Raw genomic sequence first — 21465 nt, forward strand, 5'->3', positions numbered from 1 at the left:
AAACATAACACTAGCTTTATATCTCCATACTATTATTATTGGTAAGAGTTGGAGAAGGAGCCGAGATAATGCGTTTTTTTCGATACATAATGGTGAAGGACAAGCTACTCGTACTGATGATTGTATGTGTACTATCGAATGTATTGCTAGGCATTTTTAGCGTTGATTATTTACGGAAAATGTCATGGCATGCAAGTGAAAGCTATACAGAGGGACTTGTGCCGATCGGGTGGTTAAATGAACTAGAAGAATCACAACGACAATTAGATTATTTAGTGAGTTCAGTTGGGGCTTATCGAGAAATGTCTGGCATTTTAAAAAATGCTGAGCAGCCTTTAAATCATTTAGAAAGTCTAGAAATCGATAAAAAGATGAACCATCAGATGAAGAAATTGAAGACCTTGCTAGCACAGCAAGTAGACTTGATTGATCGCTATAAGCAATTGGGGCACAATGAACAACAATCATTTTATGCGCAGTCGTATTTGTCTGTAAGCCAGCAAAGTCATTCATTATTAGAAGAAATTCAAAGCTATTTGGTTCAGAGGGCTACGGAACAGCAACAGACATATCAGAAAGATGTGCAATTTGGTTATTGGCTATTAGGTGGAGTTTGTTTATTTGTTGTTTTTCTAGTCATCTGTATAGGATTTATAGCAACAAAAGCTGTGAATATACCAACGCGCCAATTAAAGTCATTATTAAAGCGTGCAGAGCAGGGTGACTTCACCGCGAATGCTAGTTATGTGGCACAGGATGAACTTGGTGAAGTCGTTTTGTCTTACAATCAAATGGTCACAGAGGTGAAAAGACTACTTCACACAGTATCAAATAGTGCGCATGAGGTTGAAGAAATGACTGGGAAACTGCAGGAATCCTCCGAGCAATCGTCTAACACGACACGTAAAATTGCAAAGGATGTGCAGTCCATTTCAAATTCAACTGCTGCTTCTACTGAGAAATTAGCTTCCAATACAGCATCGCTAGAGGAAGTGCTAAATGGTGTGCAAGTGATTTTAGAAAAAGTACAGGTTGTTGAAAACTTTGCTCATAAAACTGCACGGGATGCAGAAAGTGGTACGGAAATTGTACAGGCAAATTTAACACAAATACAAGCGATTAAACGTGCAGTTGAAAAATCGAATACTGCCATTTTCAATCTTGTAGAGAGAGCAGCTACAATCGATCAAATGGTTGAGGTGATTGAAAAAATTACAGCGCAAACAAATCTCCTAGCCTTAAATGCATCTATTGAGGCTGCTAGAGCAGGGGAGCACGGTAAAGGATTTGCGGTTGTGGCCAATGAAGTAAGAAAGCTTGCGGAGCAGACAGTCCACTCAACAAAAACGATTACGTCCATCGTACAAAACATTCATTTAGATTCTAGCTATGCTGTACAAATGATGGAGGGTGTGTTAGTCGCAACTGAAAAGGGCGTACAGGTTACCGGGGATACGGCAACAAGCTTTGATCAAATTTTAGAAAAAGTACATACAATGAAGCCGTATATAGTGGAAGTATCTGCAACCGTTCAAGAAATTGCTAACCATACGAAAAAAGTTAGTGATGATGCGGCGATGTTAACATCATTTTCGGATACAAATGCAGCATCAACTAAACATGTAGCTACTTTAACAGCTGATCAGTTAACCGCGCAGCAGCAATTCCATGATTATATTAAAGAGCTACATAAGGTATCGAAAGTTTTACAAATAGCCGTAAAGCGTTTCTCAATTTAATAAGAACAAAAGGACCTTCTTTGAATACAAGGGAGGTTCTTTTTTGGAGGCAAGTAGGGGCAAGGATTATTTCGAAGTACAATGCTATTATAAAAATGAACATATGTACTTCTTGAGTGTACATATGTATTTTGTATGTTTGTCTAGCACAATATTTTGTAGGGCTCATATACTGATAGTAAAGGATTTTTACTGTTTGTCTTTCAAAATTCTAAATATTATGGTTGTATTTTTAATGTGAACAAATTATAATGATAATCATCAGAAGTGTTGTTAAATCAGTGTTTATTTATATATCGGTGTACTCTTGAAAAGTACAATTGTTCACAGGTGGAGGTTTGGAGAAATGGAAAAGATAATGGTTACAGGTGCAATGGGTCAAATAGGTTCTGAGCTTGTAGAAAAACTCCGTGGTATTTATGGAGAGGACAATATATTAGCGACAGATATCCGGAAGCTTGAGCATTCTAAAGGTCCGTTTGAAGTATTGGACGTGACGGATGGACAAAGAATGCATGATTTAGCGAAAGATTTTGGTGCAGATACAATGATGCATTTAGCGGCGTTATTATCAGCAACAGCGGAAAAAAATCCGTTGCTTGCGTGGAATTTAAATATGGGTGGTTTAATGAATGCGTTAGAAGTTTCGCGTGAGTTAAACTTGCAATTTTTCACGCCGAGCTCAATAGGCGCATTCGGTCCGTCGACACCGAAGGATAATACACCACAGGATACATTACAGCGTCCAACAACAATGTATGGGGTAAATAAAGTTGCTGGTGAGTTATTATGTGATTATTATTTCAATCGTTTTGGTGTAGATACTCGAGGTGTCCGCTTCCCAGGATTAATTTCATACGTAACTCCTCCAGGAGGGGGAACGACAGACTATGCAGTAGAAATCTTCTATGAGGCGATCAAGCAAGGGAAGTACACGTCTTATATTCAAGAAGGTACGTACATGGACATGATGTACATGCCAGATGCATTGCAAGCTATTGTAGATTTGATGGAAGCCGATAGTAGCAAACTAATCCATCGCAATGCCTTTAATATCACTGCAATGAGCTTCGAACCATCTGAAATTGCGTCGGAAATTAAAAAGCATTTGCCACATTTTCGTATGGATTATCATGTAGATCCAGTACGTCAAGAAATAGCAGATAGCTGGCCAAATTCTATAAATGTAGAAGCGGCACAAAAAGAATGGGGCTTTAAAGCACAGTATGACTTAGCAAAAATGACAGTTGATATGCTAGAAAAATTAAAAATCAAACTGCAAACAAAAGCTTGTTCATAAGTAAAATTAAAACGGATGAAGAAAACAATTGAGTTTTCTTCGTCTTTTTTATTTTGACGGCAATCACTACATGATATTTGTTAAACGTATACCATGGAAAATAAGTTGATTGGAGTGACTGCTAGGTGACTCCTTGGGGATTACCGGCCAGCCTTGAATTTATCTTAAAGAGAGCTGATATTTACCGTTTGATCGAACCTTTGATATCACTGAAAATCTTCCAAACGTTACACCCAAAATTGCTTACTAATGTAATAAGCAAATCTTGTTGTTTGTCATATGAACTATAAAAACTTATACCAGGATCGCAGCCTTCAAAGTGGTAATCAAACGTGCCTTCCTCTTTTTTATCCAGCCAAATCCCATACCCATAGCATTCTTCTTTCACTTGAGGAGTTAACATTTCTTCTAACATTTCCTTTGATATCAATTGACACTTCATCAGACTGGTCCAGAATTTTTCAACATCTATTACAGTAGTAAATGCTCCACCTGCTCCAGTTCCTTTTACATCAACACTGTAAATATTGGTATAAAACTCTTGCCTACAGTCATCATATAAATACCCGTTTGCACATTGAGCAGGCAATCTGTCCAGTTCATAATACCCTGTATTAAACATACCGCAAGGAATAAAAACATGCTCATTAAGATATTCATCAAATGAAGAGCCAGTAATGGCCTCAACAATAAGACCAAGAACAACAAATCCTGTATTATTGTATTGAAATTTATCGCCTATAGGATACATCATCGGCTTATGTATAAATAATGGAATAATATCCGATGATGTGCGGATTTTATAATTGGGATAATCTATCCATAGTTCGTCGTAATTTTCCATGACAGACTCATCAAAATAGTCGGGTATTCCCGATGTATGATTAAGCAACTGCCTGATGGTGATATGAGGGTCGATATTCATTAAATCAAAATTCAAGATGTCTCCGATACAACCATCAAAAGATAATCGACTTTGTTCAATCAATTGCAAAATGGCTATGGCAACAAATACTTTACCTGCTGAGGCTGTTGCAAATTTTGTATCTATCTCGTTGGATACTTTATTTGGTAAGTCTGCGTATCCAAAGGCTTTACAGTATACATTTTTACCATTTTGAGTGACTGATATGACCCCACTAAAATCTTCGTTTATACATTCGTCAAACCCCATCATTTCTCTCTCCTTTAAGTAAACTTATTATTGATATATGCCTTTATTATTTCCGTACACGTTACACGATGCTTTCGCTTCGCTTTCATACAGAAAACATTTGCTGGCCCAAGTTCCTTAGGAAAACGGCCGGAACGGAAATCAACCCACGTTATGTGGATAAGTTATTTTGGAAAAAGTTTACAATAAAAAGAAAGTTATTGGAATATATAGCGTAATTCATAATTTTCCAATATAATCATATTCAGAATATTAATATTATTCAATTAAATTTCTGTTAATATTTCACAAGAAGAGGGGATGGATGATTTTTATGATGCAGACGCCGTTAGTATTAACAAACTTTATTAAACGAGCAGAAAGCTATTTTGCTAGAAAGACTATTGTTTCACGGACGAGTCCACAGAAGATTCACCGTTTAACATATGGTGAATGGGCAAAAAGAACGCGTCGCTTAGCGGATGCGCTCACAAAGCTAGGGATGACAAGAGGAATGAAGGTTGGCTCCTTTGCCTGGAATCAGCATCGCCACTTAGAGGCTTACTTTGCGGTACCATGTTCCGGCGCTATTTTGCACATGGTGAATATTCGTTTATCAGAAGAGCATTTAATCTATATTATTAATCATGCAGAAGATGAAATTTTAATGATTGATGTGGACTTGCTTCCAATCATAGAAAACATTGCGCCTGAGCTTAAGACAGTGAAACATTATATTATTATGACGGACGAGGATACTTTGCCAGAAACGACATTACCGAATGCGTTATCCTATGAGGATTTATTAGCAGCGGCAGATGAAAACTATCAGTTCCCAGAGGATATAGGGGAAGAGGAGCCTGCTGGAATGTGCTATACAAGTGCTACAACAGGAAATCCAAAAGGGGTTGTATATTCACATCGAGGTCTAGTGCTACATAGTATGATGCTGAGTATGTCTGATTCAATGGGCATTTCTGAGCGTGATGTCGTGATGCCAATTGTACCGATGTTTCATGCAAATGCATGGGGCCTACCATTTGCTAGTGTCAATGTAGGTGCTACACAAGTATTGCCTGGCCCACAATTCACATCAGCAATCATATTGGATTTTGTAGAGCAGGAGAAGGTTACATTAACAGCTGGAGTACCGACAATTTGGATTGGTGCGTTGCAGGAACAGGAGAAGCTTGAGCGAGATATTAGTTCGTTACGTGCTATTTGTTGTGGCGGGTCTGCTTCACCTACTCGACTTATTCGTACATTTGAAGAGCAGTATGGCATTCCGTATATTGTCGTGTATGGTATGACTGAAACAACTCCAATTGTAGCGTTATCAAATTATATGTCTTGGATGGATGAATGGCCTATTGAAAAACGTATTGAATCGCGAGCGATGCAAGGGATGACGATGGCTGGTATTGAATCGAGTATTATCAATGACAATGGGGAAGTACCATGGGATGGAGAGACGATGGGTGAGTTACGTTTACGAGGTCCATGGATTTCACATGAGTATTATCGTGATGAGCGTACCAATGATGCCTATCGAGACGGTTGGTTATATACAGGGGACATTGCGGTACGAACAGAGGATGGCTTTATCAAAATAACAGATCGTACGAAGGATTTAATTAAGTCGGGTGGGGAGTGGATATCCTCAGTTGATTTAGAAAATGCATTAATGACTCATGATGCTGTGCTGGAAGCAGCAGTTATCGCAATTCCGCATGTCAAATGGCAAGAACGCCCGTTAGCTTGTGTAGTATTGAAGGAAGGAATGTCAGCAAGTGAAGAGGAGCTTCTTGCATTTTTAGAAAGTCAATTTGCAAAATGGTGGGTACCAGATGATGTGGTATTTTTAGACGAAATCCCAAAAACATCAGTTGGGAAATTCCTGAAAGCTAAGCTTCGTGATAATATAGCTGAAATTTATCCGAAATTAAGTTCACTCGTATAGAAAAAGAGCGATTTCCATTTGCGGACATCGCTCTTTTATTTATTTATTTATTTATTTATTCAGCATTTGGAATACTTGTTCAACGTCTTTGTCTCCGCGACCAGAGATATTGATAATAATACTCTCTTCCGGAGATAATGTTGGCGCAAGCTTTAGTGCATGAGCCACGGCGTGGGAACTTTCAAGTGCAGGAATAATGCCTTCGACCTTTGATAGCACTTGGAATGCTTTGAGCACCTCTTCATTTGTCACCGTTACATATTCTCCACGACCAATTGTTTTTAAATAGCTATGCTCTGGGCCAGCTCCAGGATAATCTAGTCCAGCGGCAATTGAATAGGTTGGTAATGGATTGCCTTCTGCATCTTGCAGCACTAAACATTTGAAGCCGTGTAATTCACCCGGTGTTCCTTCATTTAATGTGGCAGCCTTATCTGGCTCAATACCGATGAGGCGAACGTTTTCATCTGCAATATACTCTGCAAACGCACCGATCGCATTACTACCGCCGCCGACACAAGCAAGTACTGCTGCTGGTAGCTTGCCTTCTTTTTCTAAAATTTGTTCCCGACTTTCACGGCTAATAACGGATTGGAAATGCTTTACCATTGAAGGGAACGGGTGGGGCCCAACCGCAGAACCTAGTAAATAGAAAGTCGTCTCATAGTTTTCTACTAAATCAGCAAATGCTTCATCCACTGCATCCTTTAATCGCCCTTGACCTTTATCAACAGCTACTACCTTAGCACCAAGTAGCTCCATACGGAAGACGTTTAATGCTTGGCGCTTAGTATCTTCTAAACCCATATAAATTGTGCAATCCATCCCGAACATTGCGCAAGCCGTTGCTGTTGCTACACCATGCTGACCTGCACCTGTTTCGGCGATAACACGATTAGCACCCATGCGCTTGGCTAATAAAATCTGCCCAAGAACGTTATTAATTTTATGTGAACCAGTATGGTTAAGATCTTCGCGTTTTAAATAAATTTTTGCGCCACCTAATTGTTTTGTTAAATTTTCAGCAAAATAAAGTGGAGATTTGCGCCCAACATATTCACGGAAATAATAATCTAGCTCTTTATTAAAGTCTTCATCGTCTTTATATTTTTGAAAGTTTTCATCTAAAATACTTAAAACATTTTGAAGCTCATCGGGAACAAAGCTACCGCCAAATTCACCAAAATATCCTTTTTTCTCTGCTACTGTACTCATCTTCTCTCGACTCCTCTATCTAATTTTTCCATAAAAAAAAGCCACTACAATCCTTCTGTAAAAAGGACGAGTAACCGTGGTGCCACCTTCATTCGCAATAATTGCGCGCTTTCGTACTCCGATAACGGGGAGTAACTTCGTCCTCACATTTAATGAGGCTGCTCCAAAGTCCATTCACAAGTAGGTACTACTGATTTGCACCAACCATCAGCTCTCTTTAAGTACTAGCGCCTGCTACTATTCTTTTTCCTAGCATTTATTGAAATGAATTGTAGAATATTTTCAGAATATTGTCAAGGGTCTTCCGAGAAATAAAAAAAGACGAATCTAAAAGATCCGTCAATTAAATTAAATTTTTGAAGTTTAAGCGTTTGTTCAATACATACATAATCGGTGCACCAACCGCTAAGACTACAAATTCACCTGCAGCAACAGTTAACCATGTCCAGAAGAATGGTAACTCTAATGCTATGTTCAATTCTAAAGCAATGATGAACATTGTACATGTAAATAACAATGTATTGATGATTAAACGTACCCAAATATTTTTGACAAATTTACAAATAAGAATGAACAACCCAATGGTAATTATCGAATGACCTACGCCGAAAAATATATCGAGAATGCCATTTGGTGAAAATATATTGGAGATAAACACACCAATAATGATTCCAACGGCAAAGCGTGGATTAAATGCAACTAAATGGTTAAATATTTCCGATATTCGGAACTGCACCTCTGTAAAGCCAAATGGCGCGACTAATAATGTAATAGCAATGTAGAGTGCTGCAATAATGCCACTCGTTGCTAAAAATTTTATTTTCATATTTATTTCTCCTTAGTTTTTTTACGTGGGATGGTTACGAACCACGTGAAGCAAATGCAATCATATCAATGTTCATGCATATTTGTAAATAGCTACGTGTAAAATTTGTGTAAAATTATAAAGCAGCGAGTACATTCATTGTATTTTTTTCATCCTCTTCGCGGAGCTCTTTAATCAAGTGTGTATAAATACGAATAGTTGTATCTACATCTGCGTGTCCAAGTCTTTCTGAAATATATTACACCGAAATTCCTTTGTAAAACAAAATACTAGCATGAGTATGACGTAAGCCATGAATAGAAACATCATCTATACTTAATTCGCCCAGTAATTTTGTCAAAGCTTTATTTATGCCTGTGTTGCTAAAGACTTTATATTTTGATTCAGGATTATAAAATACTAGCTTGTGTATATTTTCTGGTGTTTCGTCAAGTATAAGACATTCGGTTTAGATCAAGAGTTAAACAATAAAATGAAATCTGCAGCAAAATCATTTTAAAAGCAAAAGCACTCTCAAATGAACTGCTCTCCAATTGTTAGACACAGCATCTAACAATTGGAGGTGTAGTTTTTTTATGACTAAATTTACGAGCGAGATAAAGTTAAAGATTATTCAAGGCTTTAATTCAAAGATTTTTTCTCAAAAAGAGTATGCAAAACAGATGGGAGTAATAAGAGCACAATTTCAATATTGGTTAAAGTTATATGAACTACATGGAGATGAAGGGTTTAGGAATACCTATACAAATTATTCTGTACCATTTAAACTAGACGTACTAAATCACATGGTTCAATCTGGTGCGTCATTAATGGATACCGCAGCTCTTTTTAAAATTCCAAGTTATACAATGGTGTATAATTGGCAAAAACAAATGGAGGTTGGCGGTTTGGATGCCCTTGAACCAAGACAAAAGGGGCGTCCATCGATGAAAAAACAATCAACGAAACAATCAAAACAAATCCCAGCTGAAGGATCTGTCGAAGCACTAGAAGCACGTATTAAACAACTTGAAATGGAAAACGAGTATTTAAAAAAGTTGAATGCCTTAGTTCAAAACAAGGAAAAATCACCAAACAAGACAAAGCAAAAGTAGTCTTTGAGTTAAGGCATAAATATTCGGTGAGGGCGCTTGTGAAACTCGCTGGTATTCCACGTAGCACGTATTATGATTTAGTAAAGAAAATGAACCGAATAGATCCAGATGCCGATTTAAAAGTAGAAATCAATTCAATTTACGATGAACATGAAGGACGTTATGGCTATCGTCGTATTCGTGATGAGCTAGCTAATCGTGGGAAGAACGTGAATCACAAGAAGGTCCAAAGCATCATGAAAGAACTTGGATTAAAGTGCCTTGTGCGTATGAAAAAATATAAATCCTATAAAGGAACAGTCGGTAAAATTGCGCCTAATCATTTAGACCGCCAATTTACAGCGGACGCACCGAATGAAAAATGGGTAACCGATATTATGGAGTTTAAATTATTCGGCGAAAAATTATATTTATCACCTGTTTTAGATTTATTTAATGGTGAAATTATTACGTACACAATTAACTCTAGACCAACTTATTCACTCGTTTCAGAGATGTTAGATAAAGCTTTAGAGCGTCTACCAGAAGACCATCAACTTCTCATGCATTCGGATCAGGGCTGGCACTATCAAATGAAGCAATATTGTCATGCGCTTCAGTCAAGAGGTATTCTCCAAAGTATGTCTCGTAAAGGAAACTGTTACGACAACTCTGTAATGGAGAATTTCTTCGGGATTATGAAGTCTGAGTTTTTATACTTCAAAAAATTTGAAAGTGTAGACCATTTTAAAACTGAATTAGAAAAGTATATAACGTATTACAATACAAAAAGGATTAAGGCAAAATTAAAAGGCATGAGTCCGATACAATATCGAACCCATGCCCTAACCGCTGCCTAATGAAATAACCGTGTCTAACTTTTAGGGGTCATTTCACAAATGGGAGTGCTTTTTACATTCTTTAAATCAAAAATTAGCTTTAATTTATAAGTTTTTATGCCTTCCACAGATGATTGCGGAGGGCTTTTATTATGCAAAAAGGGAAGTGTTCAAATGGAAAAATGGGTTGCTGCAGTAAGGGAGTAATTGGCACATTGGTGTCATATTCAGTTGACGGCCTAGGTATTTTTAATCGGTTTTATGGACATTGATTATGCAAGTGGTCTTATGAGTGGGTTGTTAATCAAAACCTAAATAGCCGTGTTGGTTTCAACGGCATTATACGGAAAATTTATTACTTAATGCTAGTTAGTTCAGTGTATTAACTTTCGCTAGTAATACTAGGTATCGAGTACGCAGGTGATGGGGCAGCTATTGCATCTGTGTACTCGAATTTATTTCTATCACAGAAAACGGTACAAAGATGGGGTTACCAATGCCTGACTTTATTAAAAATATTTTATCGATTGTAAAGGATAAAACAGGAGAGGGGGATTTAAAATGAGTACAATTCGTAAAAAATTAGTAACTGATGTACAAGCAAACACAGTCACTTATGGTAAGGGGAACGCTAAAAAATACATTGTTGTCCATGAAACAGATAATGCACGTTCCGGAGCTGATGCAGACGCACACTCACGATTACAATACACCGTAATAGCCGTTCAGCTTCCTGGCATTATACTGTGGACGACAAAGAAGCTGTGCAATCTTTTGGACATGCTTGGAGATGTTGGGCTGCAGGAAGTACAACAGGTAATAATCAGGGGATACAAGTAGAAGTTTGCGTCAATAGTGATGGTAATTATCAGAAGGCACTGCAGAACGCTGCAGAGTTAGTTGCTAAACTTATGAAGGTTGAAGGTATTCCAATTAGTAATGTAGTTCAGCATAATTATTTCAGTGGTAAAAATTGTCCTCGAAATATGCAAGAAGGTAAAATTTCATGGTAGCAATTTATTACAGTGGTTAAAGCAGCAAGTGGCAATGTACAGTCACGACAGCCATCTATCGACAATAACCGCGTACTTACTGGAACATACGGCACAAAACAAGATGCAGAAAATGCACAAGATGTACTTAAACACCGTTTTGGTTGGGTTGCGTATATTGAGCCTGACGGATCAAAATGGCACGTTAAAACAGGAGCATTTACAGGAATGAATGCAGCACAAGCAGGAGCAAATAAAATTATGACAGCTAAACTTGCCAAGGTTGCAAACGTTGTAGCTCTTTCATAATTCAACCTCCGAATGGTATTTTATTAACTACTTTTACAATATAATACATTGTTTATACAATATATACAGGATATTCCATTATATTTATATAAACCCAAATGAGTGAAAGATTAAGGGACTATTCTATAGATGTTAATATCATAGTCATAAACATGTACTTTTTTTAATTCTTCCTCAAAATGTTTTTCTATTTCATTTTTTAGTTGTATATTTAGGCTAGAAACTCCTAGGTATAAAGTTTTGCTCGGACGATCATAAGACATATTTTGAAGACCGTATTTTTGGGACGCTTCTAGAAAAATATCTTCAGAATCCCAAAGTTTTTCAATTCTTTTATTAGAATCTAAAGTTTTAGAAATAAGTAATTCTATACCTTTATTTGTTACTTTAAAAAAATCAGAGTAACCTTTTGGGAAAAAGATTAATGAAAGTATTATTAGCACTGATATAAGTAATAAAATTTTTTTCTTCATTACAGATACCTCCTAAAATTTACTTATATTATACAACAAATTAATTTCCATTATTTGAAATTTATTATTTTTAATTATCAGTGAAAAAACGGTGCGACTGTAAATTTTGCTCAGAAATCATTTTGAAGAGAGTAATACTCTAAAATGTCATGAATCAAACAAATAACCAGGCGCTCATAAATAGGTGAGTACCTGGCCATTTTTGTTTATTCATCATATGGTCTATACTTTGTCTGCAGCTCCTTAGCTGCTTCTTTTCTACTTTCTATATCTTCTCTCAAATATAATTTATCGCGAGTTAATTCTTTTACAGGAACTAACTTACCGCGCTTTACAAGTGAGTTTAATGCCTGGCGAGATATTTGTAATTCCTCTAAAACCTCTGATGTTGTTAATATTTCAGATTGCACCAACTTAATAAATTCATCCTTATTTACTACCTTGTATTCTGTCACGACGAATCAACCTTTTTTCTTTTTAATATATACAATGATGTTTATGATTACTAACACTAAACAAATTGAATATAAGATAATCATTTCAATGTTCATACATATTTGTAAATAGCTACGTGTAAAAAATTATAGTACTAATGATAATAATTTGATCTTGTTCAAAATTTTTTTATGACAGTGCCTATGAAAAGGGGCTTGTACACTTACTAGAAAATTATGCAGAAATAGCAGATGAGAAGTAACCTTGAAAGTTAGAAGTCGTGGATCTGGCCGGTCACTTGTTAAAACAGTACTTTTAACAAGTGACCATTTCAGGAGTTTAAAACACTAAATAATTAAGCTAATTTTGGGGCAAGGGTAAATGGAGGCTCTATTGATTGAAAATGGACGTACAAAATAGTGGGGGATGGATATATCCAATGATTATGAACAGCACTTTTAAAAATTACTCTTCTAAAGTATTTTTAATTTCTTCTATTTCAAAAATTAAATCGTTAACTTGTTTCTTGAATTCATCTGTATATTCTAATTCCTCTTCCATTTCTTTTGTATACTCTAAGGCATTTAGAGTGAAATCCAAAGCAAATTCAAATAGACTGTCACATAGATTAGAAATGATTGTATCAATATTTCCTGTAGTTGCATCTTGATGTTCTTGTGAATAAGAAGGTTGATTTAAATCGATTTTATCATTATTCATGGTATTCCTCCTTTTTGAAAACGGCACTAATCTCATATGCATCATATGCGTTAAATGTAAAAAGGGCGACTAAAATGAACATTTTCTGTAGATCTATTAGCAGAAATCTTGAAAAAATAAGAACGAATAAACCTGTTATGAGGTACTGACATTTTCACTGTCAGTTTTTTTAGTTTTTACATATATTACTTAAAAATTAGATGTCAGAAAAAAACTTCGGTAAATTGTAAAAAAATTTTTTTTATGTTAGAAAAAGAAATCAAATTGTAAAAACAGCGTAGTTTAGCGGTTTAAAGCGTCAAATTGATTGAAAAGGAAAAATATTTCACAGGAATTAATAGTCAGAAGATTCATAATGTTATTGACGAACGTTGCTAATAACGATAATATAGCGATACGTTCACACTTCGCTTGGATAAAGTGTGATAAATATAAGTAATCAAAATCGGGGGGATTATTTGTGAAAAGCAATTTGAAAAAGCTTTCGTTCCTGTTATTTGGGTTAGTTTTGATACTTGCTGCTTGTGGTGGCAGTGGTTCTAGTTCGTCGGATTCGAAAGGGAACGAAACGAATAACGCAAGTGAGAGCGGTAATGCAGACGATAAAACATATAAGATCGGGATTACTCAAATTGTGGAGCATCCATCTTTAAATGCTGCAACTGAAGGTTTCAAAAAAGCGATTGAAGAATCTGGCTTAAAAGTAGATTACGATCCACAAATAGCGCAAGGGGATAACAGTCTTAACACGACGATTGCAAACAATCTAGTAAGTGCAAACGTAGATTTAATCTTTGCGAACTCTACGCCGTCTGCACAAGCGGCAGCAACGGCAACTAGCGATATTCCAATTATCTTTACTTCTGTAACAGATGCTGTTGGCGCACAGCTCATTGATTCTATAGAGAAGCCAGGGAAAAATGTAACAGGAACAATCGATTTACATCCTGATACTATTTCGAAAACAGTGGCGTTCTTAAAGGATTTGGGTGCGAAAAAAGTAGGGATGGTTTACAACGCTGGTGAGCAAAACTCAGTAGCACAAGTAAAAGAAGTGAAAAAAGTGATGGATGAGCAAGGCTTAACAGTAGTTGAGGCATCTGCGGCAACGTCTGCAGAGGTAAAACAAGCTACTGAATCGTTAATTGGTAAAGCTGATGCATTCTATATTATTACTGATAATACAGTAGTTTCGGCACTTGAGTCTGTCATTGATGTAGCGAATGCTAATAAATTACCATTAGTTGTAGGAGAGCTCGACTCTGTGGCACGTGGTGGTTTAGGTGCATATGGTTTTGAATATTTTGACATCGGTTATGAAGCAGGGCAAATGGCTGTGAAGATTCTAAAAGGTGAAGCAACTCCTGCTGATATTCCAGCTCAATATCCACAAAAGCTAAAACTATTAATCAATAAAAAAGTAGCAGATGATTTAGGAATCGACATTAAAGATTCTTGGGGTGCGGAGCTTTTAGAAAAGTAATGACCTGACATGATCATCTTATAAAGTGAAGCGGGGGAGAACTAAAACTGCCCCCGCTTTATCTTCTTTTAGAGTGTTTTGCGGCGATGGTGAATTCATGTAATTCCTATTTAAAATTTTCCTAGTATCATAACGTAGGGTTGATTTCCGTTCAGACTGGGCGCTTTGTTGCTGACGCTGCGCTTTCGCACAGTTAAAACATTTGTTGCTGACGCTGCGCTTTTGCACAGAGCAGAGCTTCCTGGGGGCGTCCGATGGTCGCTTCACTCGCGCTGCAACTTTTGGTGATGAGCCATTATTGAACAAGTGGATTTAGTAAAGCTTTCTACAAGTGAGCACGGAACCTACTTCTGGCAATATGAATCCATCGTTAGAGGATGGATCTAGGATAAGGATTTTTAATAAAAATTTGTTTAAGAAATTAATAGGAGATGATTCAACTATGTTTATAGCAATATTTGGCGCAACGGAGCAAGGAATCATCTATGCGATTATGGCACTTGGTGTGTATTTAACATTCCGCGTGTTAGATTTTCCGGATTTAACGGTTGATGGAAGCTTTGTAACAGGGGCTGCTACAGCGGCGACGATGATTCTGCTTGGCTACCACCCGATCTTAGCGACTTTAGTGGCAATTGTTGCTGGATTTATTGCTGGATGTATGACAGGAATTCTTCACACAAAGGGGAAAATTAATCCTCTATTATCGGGGATTTTAATGATGATTGCTTTGTATTCTATTAACCTACGTATTATGGGATTCACTGCAGAAAATACGATAGGTCGTCCGAATATTCCACTATTAAATTCAGAAACTTTATTTTCAAAGTTTCAAGCATTTTGGAGTAATTTAGGAATCGATACGGCATTAAATAACTTGTTAAAAGGTTTTGGTGTTCAGCAACCACCTTCAACATGGAGCACGATAATCGTAGTATTAATCATTACGATTTTAATTAAGTTCATTGCAGACTGGTTCTTGAAAACAGAAATCGGCCTGGCTATTCGAGCAACTGGTGATAATAAGCGTATGATTCGTAGTTTCTCGGCAAACACAGATACTCTTATTATTCTTGGGCTAGGACTTTCTAATGCACTTGTCGCATTTTCGGGAGCTTTAATCGCTCAATATTCGAAGTTCTCAGATGTAAGTATGGGGATCGGGATGATTGTTATCGGTCTAGCATCTGTTATTATCGGCGAAGCAATCTTCGGTACAAAAACGATTATGCGCACAACTTTCGCCGTCATTGCCGGAGCTATCATTTACCGCATTATTTTAGCATTAGCGTTACGAGTAGACTTCCTTGATTCAGGAGATATGAAATTAATAACAGCTATCATTGTTATCATAGCGTTGATTTTACCTCAATTTATCAATAAGAGTAAGGAGCGCAAACGTAGGGTGAAGCGCGCAGCGGAGAAAACACGAGTAAAGACGGTTGAGCAGGGAGGGAAGGGCCTTGCTTAAATTACACGGTATTAATAAGGTTTTCAATGAAGGTACGCCTGATGAAAAAATGGCACTTGCAGAAATTAATTTGCACTTAAAGCCAGGGGATTTTGTCACAATTATCGGCAGTAATGGTGCTGGTAAATCGACTATGATGAATATGATTTCGGGAGCACTATCACCAGACTTCGGCACGGTTTCAATCGATGGAAATGAGGTAACGTCTTTACCAGAATATAAGCGCTCCCACTACATCGGTCGCGTATTCCAGGATCCAATGGCTGGTACAGCGCCAACAATGACGATTGAGGAGAATTTAGCATTAGCTTACTCACGTAATAAGAGTAGAGGCATACGCTTTGGTGTTGATAAAAAGCGTCGAGAATTTTTTAAGGAATCGTTGGAGATGTTGGGCTTAAATTTGGAAAATCGTCTGTCTGCAAAAGTTGGCTTACTGTCGGGAGGGGAGCGACAGGCGCTGTCTCTTTTAATGGCGACCTTCACGAAGCCTTCGATTTTATTGCTAGATGAGCATACTGCGGCACTTGACCCATCTCGTGCCGAGTTAATCACACGTATTACGAAATATTTAGTTGAAAAAGATAACTTAACGACATTAATGGTCACGCACAATATGCAACAAGCTTTAGACTTAGGAAATCGACTGATTATGATGGATAAAGGTCAAATCATTTTAGAGGTTGGTGAGGATCGCAAACATGAATTAACCATACCGGATTTAATGGCAGAGTTTGAACGTATCCGCGGTGAGAAAATGAACTCAGACCGTGCGTTACTAGGATAATAAATGATAAAACGCTCATACATAGGTGTGGGCGTTTTTTCGTTGGATGTCGATACTTTTTGAAAGTTGGATGATAAAGCAATAAAGTTGGTTATTAAAAAATGAAAATTTAGATAATTACGAAGGATTACATTATAATCTAGCTAAAGGAGGTGAAAATATGTTACTCAAAAAGCGCGAAGTTTCATCAAAGCAACTCACACTAGAAATGCTTGAAAGGCGATTACCGAAATCTCACCCAAAATTTACTTTCTATCAAGAAATGCTAAATAGAACAAGAGCAGGGTATGCAGGCGAGCAACGAGTAGATCGAGAATGGCAAAGTATCTATTTAGAGCAAACGCATTATTTATTACATGATGTTGTGCTTAAGGATGAAGGTGGTTCCATACATCAAATAGACACATTGTTGATGTCGCAGAACTTCATTTTAATAGTGGAAATCAAAAATATCGTTGGGCGTGTAGAATATATGGAAGATAACCATCAATTTATTCGAATTACGTCTGATGACAAAGTAGATGGTTTTCGCAATCCCTTTGACCAAGTGAAGCGGTACGCCAGAATGTTGCGTAGATTAGTTCAAATGAGTGGACAACATATACCCATTGAATATATAGTCGTTTCTGCAAATCCGAATATGATTATGACGTCCAGTTTGTCCGCGCACCCGATTATTCATGTGAGTGGCTTGGCTGAGAGGGTAGAGCAGTTGTTCAAGCAACATCAACAAGCCTATCTAAGTAAAGAAGTTTTAAGAGAATTCTCTGTACGTATTCTAAAGATGCATAAACCGGCACATTGGACGCTAGATATGAAGGTGGATAAACTAAAGAAAGGTGTATTATGCTCTAAGTGCGATTATCGATTTGTCATGCACTATCGTCAAGGTAAATGGCGGTGTGAGAATTGTGGTGGGGGAGATGATCAAGCATTCAATAACGCACTGAAAGATTACCGTCATATGTATGGTGAATTTATATCCAACAGTTTATTTCAAGATTTTTTCGGTATTTCTTGCGCTAAAACGGTATATAAAATATTGAAGTCTTTGCAGCTTCAAGAAGTAGGTGCAAAGAAGGATCGGAAGTATATTATTAAATAATATAGTCTATCAATGCGGTCAGATAGACTGTATTTTCTAAAATGCTCCGATAAATTAATAAATCATTCCGATAAAATCTAAAATTGTTCCGATAAATCTCAAAATTGTTCCGATAAAACACAAAATCATTCCGATAAATCTCTCATCCACACAAAAAAGCCACACTCACTTTGCAAGTGTGACTCTTTATTTTAGACTAGTAAGCCGAATAGTTGAATGTCGTTGTTTACTTCTTTGTATTTGAAGCCGAATTCATTCATGCGTACTAGTAAGCCTTCGTAGTCCTCTCGATTGCCGAGTTCGATGCCGACTAAGGCAGGACCGCTTTCTTTGTTGTTTTTCTTTGTATATTCGAAAGTTGTAATGTCGTCATTTGGTCCTACAACGCTTGTTAAGAATTGGCGAAGGGCGCCGGCACGTTGTGGGAAGCTTACGATGAAGTAGTATAGTAAGCCTTCGTGAATTAAAGATTTTTCTTTAATCTCCTGCATACGACCGATATCATTATTACCACCACTAATGATGATAACGACTGATTTGCCTTTAATTTCCTCTTTGTAAGAATCGAGGGCTGCTACTGATAATGCTCCAGCAGGCTCTGCGATAATGGCGTGTTTATTGTAAAGATCTAAGATTGTTGTACATACTTTCCCTTCTGGTACTAGTACGATGTCGTCTAAGTAGCGACGACAAACATCATATGTGTGATGTCCGACGCATTTTACCGCGGCCCCATCTACGAATTTGTCAATCCAATCAAGTGCCACTGCACCGCCTTCTGCAAATGCAGCCTTCATACTGCCTGCCCCAGCAGGTTCTACACCGATAATTTTACTATGAGGAGAAAGGTTTTTCACATAGGCAGATACACCGGACATTAATCCACCGCCACCAATACTACCAAATACGTAGTCAATTGGCTCCTCCATGTCATTCATAATTTCAACAGCGACCGTTCCTTGACCAGCAATGACATCAAAATCATCAAATGGGTGGATAAAGATTTTATCGTGCTCTTCACAGTAAGCTAATGCACCTTCTGCAGAATCATCAAAAGTATCACCTGCTAAAATAATTTCTACATAATCACGACCAAACATACGAACTTGGTCGATTTTTTGTTTAGGTGTTGTTTGAGGCATAAAAATACTTGCTTGAATTTTCAATTGTGCACAGGCGTATGCAACACCTTGAGCATGATTGCCCGCACTTGCGCAAACAACGCCAGTTTTACGAGCCTCTTCTTCAATTTTTTTAATCTTATAATAGGCACCACGAAGTTTAAATGAGCGTACATGTTGTAAATCTTCGCGTTTAAAATAAATATTAGCTCCATATTTCTCGGATAAATAGTCATTTTTTTGTAGCGGCGTGTGTACCACTACGTCTTTTAAGAAATGATGTGCAATTAAGATATTTTCTACTTGCACGGTTCTAGTGTCAGCAGCTTCCATAATATTCATCCTCCGTATGCGTATAAAACATTTATCTATGATAGCACATTTTATAAGCTTTTTGTTATTAATTTTTAGTAAATTCTAAATTTTCGGTGTCTATTTAATGCAAAATAGATTTATTCGAGAATTTTTTTGGATAAATAAAGGATGTACACATTTCCTCATAACGGAAATGGTCCAGCATATACTAGAATACCTTAGGACAAGTAGGAGGGTATGTAATTGGAAATCATTCAAGGAATTCTATCTACATACATTCAATTTTTCGATTGGGAAATGTGGAAAGAAATTTTGACTGACCCTGTATCGTGGGGGCTAATATCAACACTTATTATAATAGAAGGTTTGCTTTCAGCTGATAACGCACTTGTATTAGCTGTGCTAGTGAAGCATTTGCCAACTAAGCAACGCAAACGAGCATTAATGTACGGAATGTTGGGGGCCTATTTTTTCCGATTTTTATTTATTGGGATAGGCGTTTACTTGGTAGAATTCTGGTTTATTAAATTGCTAGGCGCTCTGTATTTAGGTTGGCTATGTGTCGCTCATTTCTTACAGATTGGGGAAGCTGATAGTGCTAAGGAAATGAAAAAAACAGGGTTGATGGTTCGCATTTTTGGAACGTTTTGGGCAACCGTTATTTCTGTAGAACTGATGGATATTGCTTTTTCAATTGATGCGATTTTTGCGGCCTTTGCGATATCCAATCAAATTTGGATATTACTCATCGGGGGAGTACTAGGTATTTTAATGATGCGAACGATAGCAGGATTATTTTTAGTCATTATTGAAAAAATACCAGAATTAGAGGCAACGGCATTTATTATAATTGGCATTATTGCACTGAAAATGCTAGCCAGCGTCATCGGAATTCACGTTCCACATTATCTGTTTTTCGTTGTGCTAATTATTATATTTGCTATAACCTTCATGATTCATTTCTTAAAAAAAACGAGGACTGCTTAACATAAAAGCGGATCTGTTCTCCATTTAGAAAGAGGACAGATCCGCTTTATTGTCAGTAACAAAATGAAAACTTTTATTTTACATAATGATCAGGATTCACAATATAGAACTTTTCAATATTAAGCCAGCTTTCGCTCATTGGTTCACCGTCATCGATGCGTTTTTCTGTTTCTTGCATCATCCAAGCAGTTTGGGATGAGTGTGCTTGTAAGGCACTAATTTTATCTGCCTTCATTTCACTCATATTGACAACAACGTGTGGCTCCCCATTTTTTTCAATCGTATCATTTGCAAAGGCACAGCCCAATACTTGTGGACGAGCGGCTTTTGGCATACGACGAACAGCTTCTACTACGGCACGTGCAGTTGCCTCATGGTCAGGATGCACTGCAAAACCAGGTAAGAATGTAAAGATAAGAGAAGGCATTAATTCTTCTATTAAACCTTCAACAAGCTTTACCATTTTCTCATCGTCTTCAAACTCAATCGTTTTGTCACGGAAACCAAGCATACGTAAATCTTGTATGCCCATAGCATCTGCAGCTGCTATAAGCTCCTTACGTCGAATTTCTGGTAAGGATTCACGTGTTGCAAAAGGTGGATTTCCTAAATTACGCCCCATCTCGCCTAGAGTTAAACAGGCATATGTAACAGGTGTATTCATTTTCTTCGTATAGTAGGCAATTGTTCCAGCAATTGAAAAAGCCTCATCATCTGGGTGAGGGTAAACAATTAAAATATGACGTTGTGGTTGTAAATTCAAAAAGTTGTCCCCCTTAATAAGCAAACGGCGTTTCGCTAATTTCAAGTGCAATCGCCAATTTACCTGAGTAATCTAGTCCAGCCATTAATAAACGGCCTAAATCATCTAGTTCAAAATGTGTGATGCCCTGTGCATAAACCCAGCCATGTGCCATTTTCAAGCCAACACGATGGGGTGAATCATCTACCACTTTAGCAAGTTCATAGTTGATTTTAGCATTACGAATAAAAGCACCTGCATTAAAAAATTTTTCATCAAAGTGTGCTGCATAAGAACCGTTCGTCGTCTCAAGATGGATATAAACGTCTTTGTTGGCGAAAGAATTCAATAATTCCTGTAACGTCTTTACTTGTACTTCTTGCATCTTAACACTCCTCTCGATTATTTCTATTTTAAGTA

At 37.2% G+C, this 21465-nt stretch carries 23 protein-coding genes, 1 riboswitch and 1 other annotated feature; of the genes, 13 read left to right on the forward strand and 10 right to left on the reverse strand.

Annotation, left to right across the window (positions count from 1 at the left end; all coding sequences use genetic code 11):
- The first annotated feature begins 68 nt into the window (after positions 1–68).
- Both AC3WSO_RS03350 and AC3WSO_RS03355 read left to right on the forward strand, forming a co-directional pair.
- Positions 69–1739 (forward strand): methyl-accepting chemotaxis protein, encoded by a 1671-nt coding sequence (locus tag AC3WSO_RS03350; RefSeq protein WP_492528716.1) that lies wholly within the window; start codon positions 69–71, stop codon positions 1737–1739.
- A 346-nt stretch (positions 1740–2085) separates the two neighbouring features.
- The gene (locus tag AC3WSO_RS03355) at positions 2086–3039 is read left to right on the forward strand and encodes an L-threonine 3-dehydrogenase (RefSeq protein WP_492528718.1); all 954 of its coding nucleotides are present in this window, start codon (positions 2086–2088) and stop codon (positions 3037–3039) included.
- Positions 3040–3220: 181 nt separating this feature from the next.
- On the opposite strand, the gene AC3WSO_RS03360 is transcribed toward AC3WSO_RS03355, so the two are convergent.
- The gene (locus AC3WSO_RS03360) at positions 3221–4216 is read right to left on the reverse strand and encodes a serine hydrolase domain-containing protein (RefSeq protein ID WP_492528720.1); all 996 of its coding nucleotides are present in this window, start codon (positions 4214–4216) and stop codon (positions 3221–3223) included.
- A 310-nt stretch (positions 4217–4526) separates the two neighbouring features.
- Between AC3WSO_RS03360 and AC3WSO_RS03365 the strand changes: the two genes are divergently transcribed.
- The gene (locus AC3WSO_RS03365) at positions 4527–6152 is read left to right on the forward strand and encodes a long-chain fatty acid--CoA ligase (protein ID WP_492534229.1); all 1626 of its coding nucleotides are present in this window, start codon (positions 4527–4529) and stop codon (positions 6150–6152) included.
- Between the two features lie 51 nt (positions 6153–6203).
- Here the strand turns inward: AC3WSO_RS03365 and trpB are convergent, their stop codons facing one another.
- Both trpB and AC3WSO_RS03375 read right to left on the reverse strand, forming a co-directional pair.
- On the reverse strand, positions 6204–7367 hold the full coding sequence (gene trpB / locus AC3WSO_RS03370; RefSeq protein ID WP_492528722.1) for a tryptophan synthase subunit beta: 1164 nt from the start codon (positions 7365–7367) through the stop codon (positions 6204–6206).
- A gap of 59 nt (positions 7368–7426) precedes the next feature.
- Positions 7427–7627, reverse strand: a binding site (T-box leader).
- 83 nt (positions 7628–7710) lie between these two features.
- Positions 7711–8193 carry a QueT transporter family protein gene (locus AC3WSO_RS03375; protein WP_492528724.1) on the reverse strand — a complete coding sequence of 161 codons (483 nt, stop codon included), beginning with the start codon at positions 8191–8193 and terminating at the stop codon, positions 7711–7713.
- A gap of 6 nt (positions 8194–8199) precedes the next feature.
- Positions 8200–8244: riboswitch (PreQ1 riboswitch) on the reverse strand.
- Between the two features lie 524 nt (positions 8245–8768).
- On the opposite strand from AC3WSO_RS03375, the gene AC3WSO_RS03380 reads away from it, so the two are divergent.
- The 5 genes from AC3WSO_RS03380 to AC3WSO_RS03400 all read left to right on the forward strand — a co-directional run bounded on the left by AC3WSO_RS03380 (position 8769) and on the right by AC3WSO_RS03400 (position 11406).
- Positions 8769–10126, forward strand: a protein-coding gene (locus AC3WSO_RS03380) for an IS3 family transposase (protein WP_492528726.1) whose coding sequence is annotated in 2 segments (ribosomal slippage) — positions 8769–9222 and positions 9222–10126 — 1359 coding nt in all. Because the reading frame shifts where the segments join, the coding sequence is not laid out codon by codon here.
- Between the two features lie 418 nt (positions 10127–10544).
- Positions 10545–10670 (forward strand): phage holin family protein, encoded by a 126-nt coding sequence (locus tag AC3WSO_RS03385; RefSeq protein ID WP_492534231.1) that lies wholly within the window; start codon positions 10545–10547, stop codon positions 10668–10670.
- Positions 10667–10945: a hypothetical protein gene (locus AC3WSO_RS03390; RefSeq protein WP_492534479.1), complete on the forward strand. Its 279-nt coding sequence runs from the start codon at positions 10667–10669 to the stop codon at positions 10943–10945. Before AC3WSO_RS03385 ends, AC3WSO_RS03390 begins: the two co-directional genes overlap by 4 nt.
- Complete coding sequence (locus AC3WSO_RS03395) at positions 10870–11118, forward strand: peptidoglycan recognition protein family protein (protein ID WP_492528728.1); 249 nt, start codon at positions 10870–10872, stop codon at positions 11116–11118. The genes AC3WSO_RS03390 and AC3WSO_RS03395 overlap by 76 nt, the downstream gene beginning before the upstream one ends.
- A 12-nt stretch (positions 11119–11130) precedes the next feature.
- Positions 11131–11406, forward strand: a complete 276-nt coding sequence (locus tag AC3WSO_RS03400) for an SPOR domain-containing protein (protein ID WP_492528730.1) — start codon at positions 11131–11133, stop codon at positions 11404–11406.
- Positions 11407–11516: 110 nt separating this feature from the next.
- Here AC3WSO_RS03400 and AC3WSO_RS03405 read toward each other — a convergent pair whose 3' ends face one another.
- From AC3WSO_RS03405 to AC3WSO_RS03420, 4 genes are all read right to left on the reverse strand, one after another.
- Entirely contained in the window at positions 11517–11879 is a 363-nt protein-coding gene (locus AC3WSO_RS03405) for a hypothetical protein (protein WP_492528732.1), read from the reverse strand.
- Between the two features lie 206 nt (positions 11880–12085).
- A complete protein-coding gene (locus AC3WSO_RS03410; RefSeq protein WP_492528734.1) occupies positions 12086–12334 on the reverse strand; it encodes a helix-turn-helix transcriptional regulator in 249 nt (82 codons plus the stop codon).
- 335 nt (positions 12335–12669) lie between these two features.
- Entirely contained in the window at positions 12670–12780 is a 111-nt protein-coding gene (locus AC3WSO_RS03415; protein WP_492534233.1) for a DUF1259 domain-containing protein, read from the reverse strand.
- Complete coding sequence (locus AC3WSO_RS03420; RefSeq protein WP_492528736.1) at positions 12780–13034, reverse strand: hypothetical protein; 255 nt, start codon at positions 13032–13034, stop codon at positions 12780–12782. The genes AC3WSO_RS03415 and AC3WSO_RS03420 overlap by 1 nt, the downstream gene beginning before the upstream one ends.
- A gap of 460 nt (positions 13035–13494) precedes the next feature.
- Between AC3WSO_RS03420 and AC3WSO_RS03425 the strand changes: the two genes are divergently transcribed.
- The 4 genes from AC3WSO_RS03425 to AC3WSO_RS03440 all read left to right on the forward strand — a co-directional run bounded on the left by AC3WSO_RS03425 (position 13495) and on the right by AC3WSO_RS03440 (position 17880).
- Positions 13495–14517, forward strand: a complete 1023-nt coding sequence (locus tag AC3WSO_RS03425) for an ABC transporter substrate-binding protein (RefSeq protein WP_492528738.1) — start codon at positions 13495–13497, stop codon at positions 14515–14517.
- 442 nt (positions 14518–14959) lie between these two features.
- A complete protein-coding gene (locus AC3WSO_RS03430; protein WP_492528740.1) occupies positions 14960–15988 on the forward strand; it encodes an ABC transporter permease in 1029 nt (342 codons plus the stop codon).
- The gene (locus AC3WSO_RS03435; RefSeq protein WP_492528742.1) at positions 15981–16775 is read left to right on the forward strand and encodes an ABC transporter ATP-binding protein; all 795 of its coding nucleotides are present in this window, start codon (positions 15981–15983) and stop codon (positions 16773–16775) included. Before AC3WSO_RS03430 ends, AC3WSO_RS03435 begins: the two co-directional genes overlap by 8 nt.
- A gap of 160 nt (positions 16776–16935) precedes the next feature.
- The gene (locus tag AC3WSO_RS03440) at positions 16936–17880 is read left to right on the forward strand and encodes a nuclease-related domain-containing protein (RefSeq protein ID WP_492528744.1); all 945 of its coding nucleotides are present in this window, start codon (positions 16936–16938) and stop codon (positions 17878–17880) included.
- Positions 17881–18071: 191 nt separating this feature from the next.
- Here the strand turns inward: AC3WSO_RS03440 and ilvA are convergent, their stop codons facing one another.
- Positions 18072–19334 (reverse strand): threonine ammonia-lyase IlvA, encoded by a 1263-nt coding sequence (gene ilvA, locus AC3WSO_RS03445; RefSeq protein ID WP_492528746.1) that lies wholly within the window; start codon positions 19332–19334, stop codon positions 18072–18074.
- Positions 19335–19559: 225 nt separating this feature from the next.
- Here ilvA and AC3WSO_RS03450 point away from each other — a divergent pair, with 225 nt between their 5' ends.
- The gene (locus AC3WSO_RS03450; protein ID WP_492528748.1) at positions 19560–20303 is read left to right on the forward strand and encodes a TerC family protein; all 744 of its coding nucleotides are present in this window, start codon (positions 19560–19562) and stop codon (positions 20301–20303) included.
- A gap of 73 nt (positions 20304–20376) precedes the next feature.
- On the opposite strand, the gene bshB2 is transcribed toward AC3WSO_RS03450, so the two are convergent.
- A complete protein-coding gene (bshB2, locus tag AC3WSO_RS03455) occupies positions 20377–21066 on the reverse strand; it encodes a bacillithiol biosynthesis deacetylase BshB2 (RefSeq protein ID WP_492528750.1) in 690 nt (229 codons plus the stop codon).
- Between the two features lie 13 nt (positions 21067–21079).
- Positions 21080–21430 (reverse strand): YojF family protein, encoded by a 351-nt coding sequence (locus tag AC3WSO_RS03460; RefSeq protein WP_079559334.1) that lies wholly within the window; start codon positions 21428–21430, stop codon positions 21080–21082.
- Positions 21431–21465 lie beyond the last annotated feature (35 nt).

The sequence above is a fragment of the Lysinibacillus sp. EB106-09-02-XG168 genome, assembly GCF_058791475.1.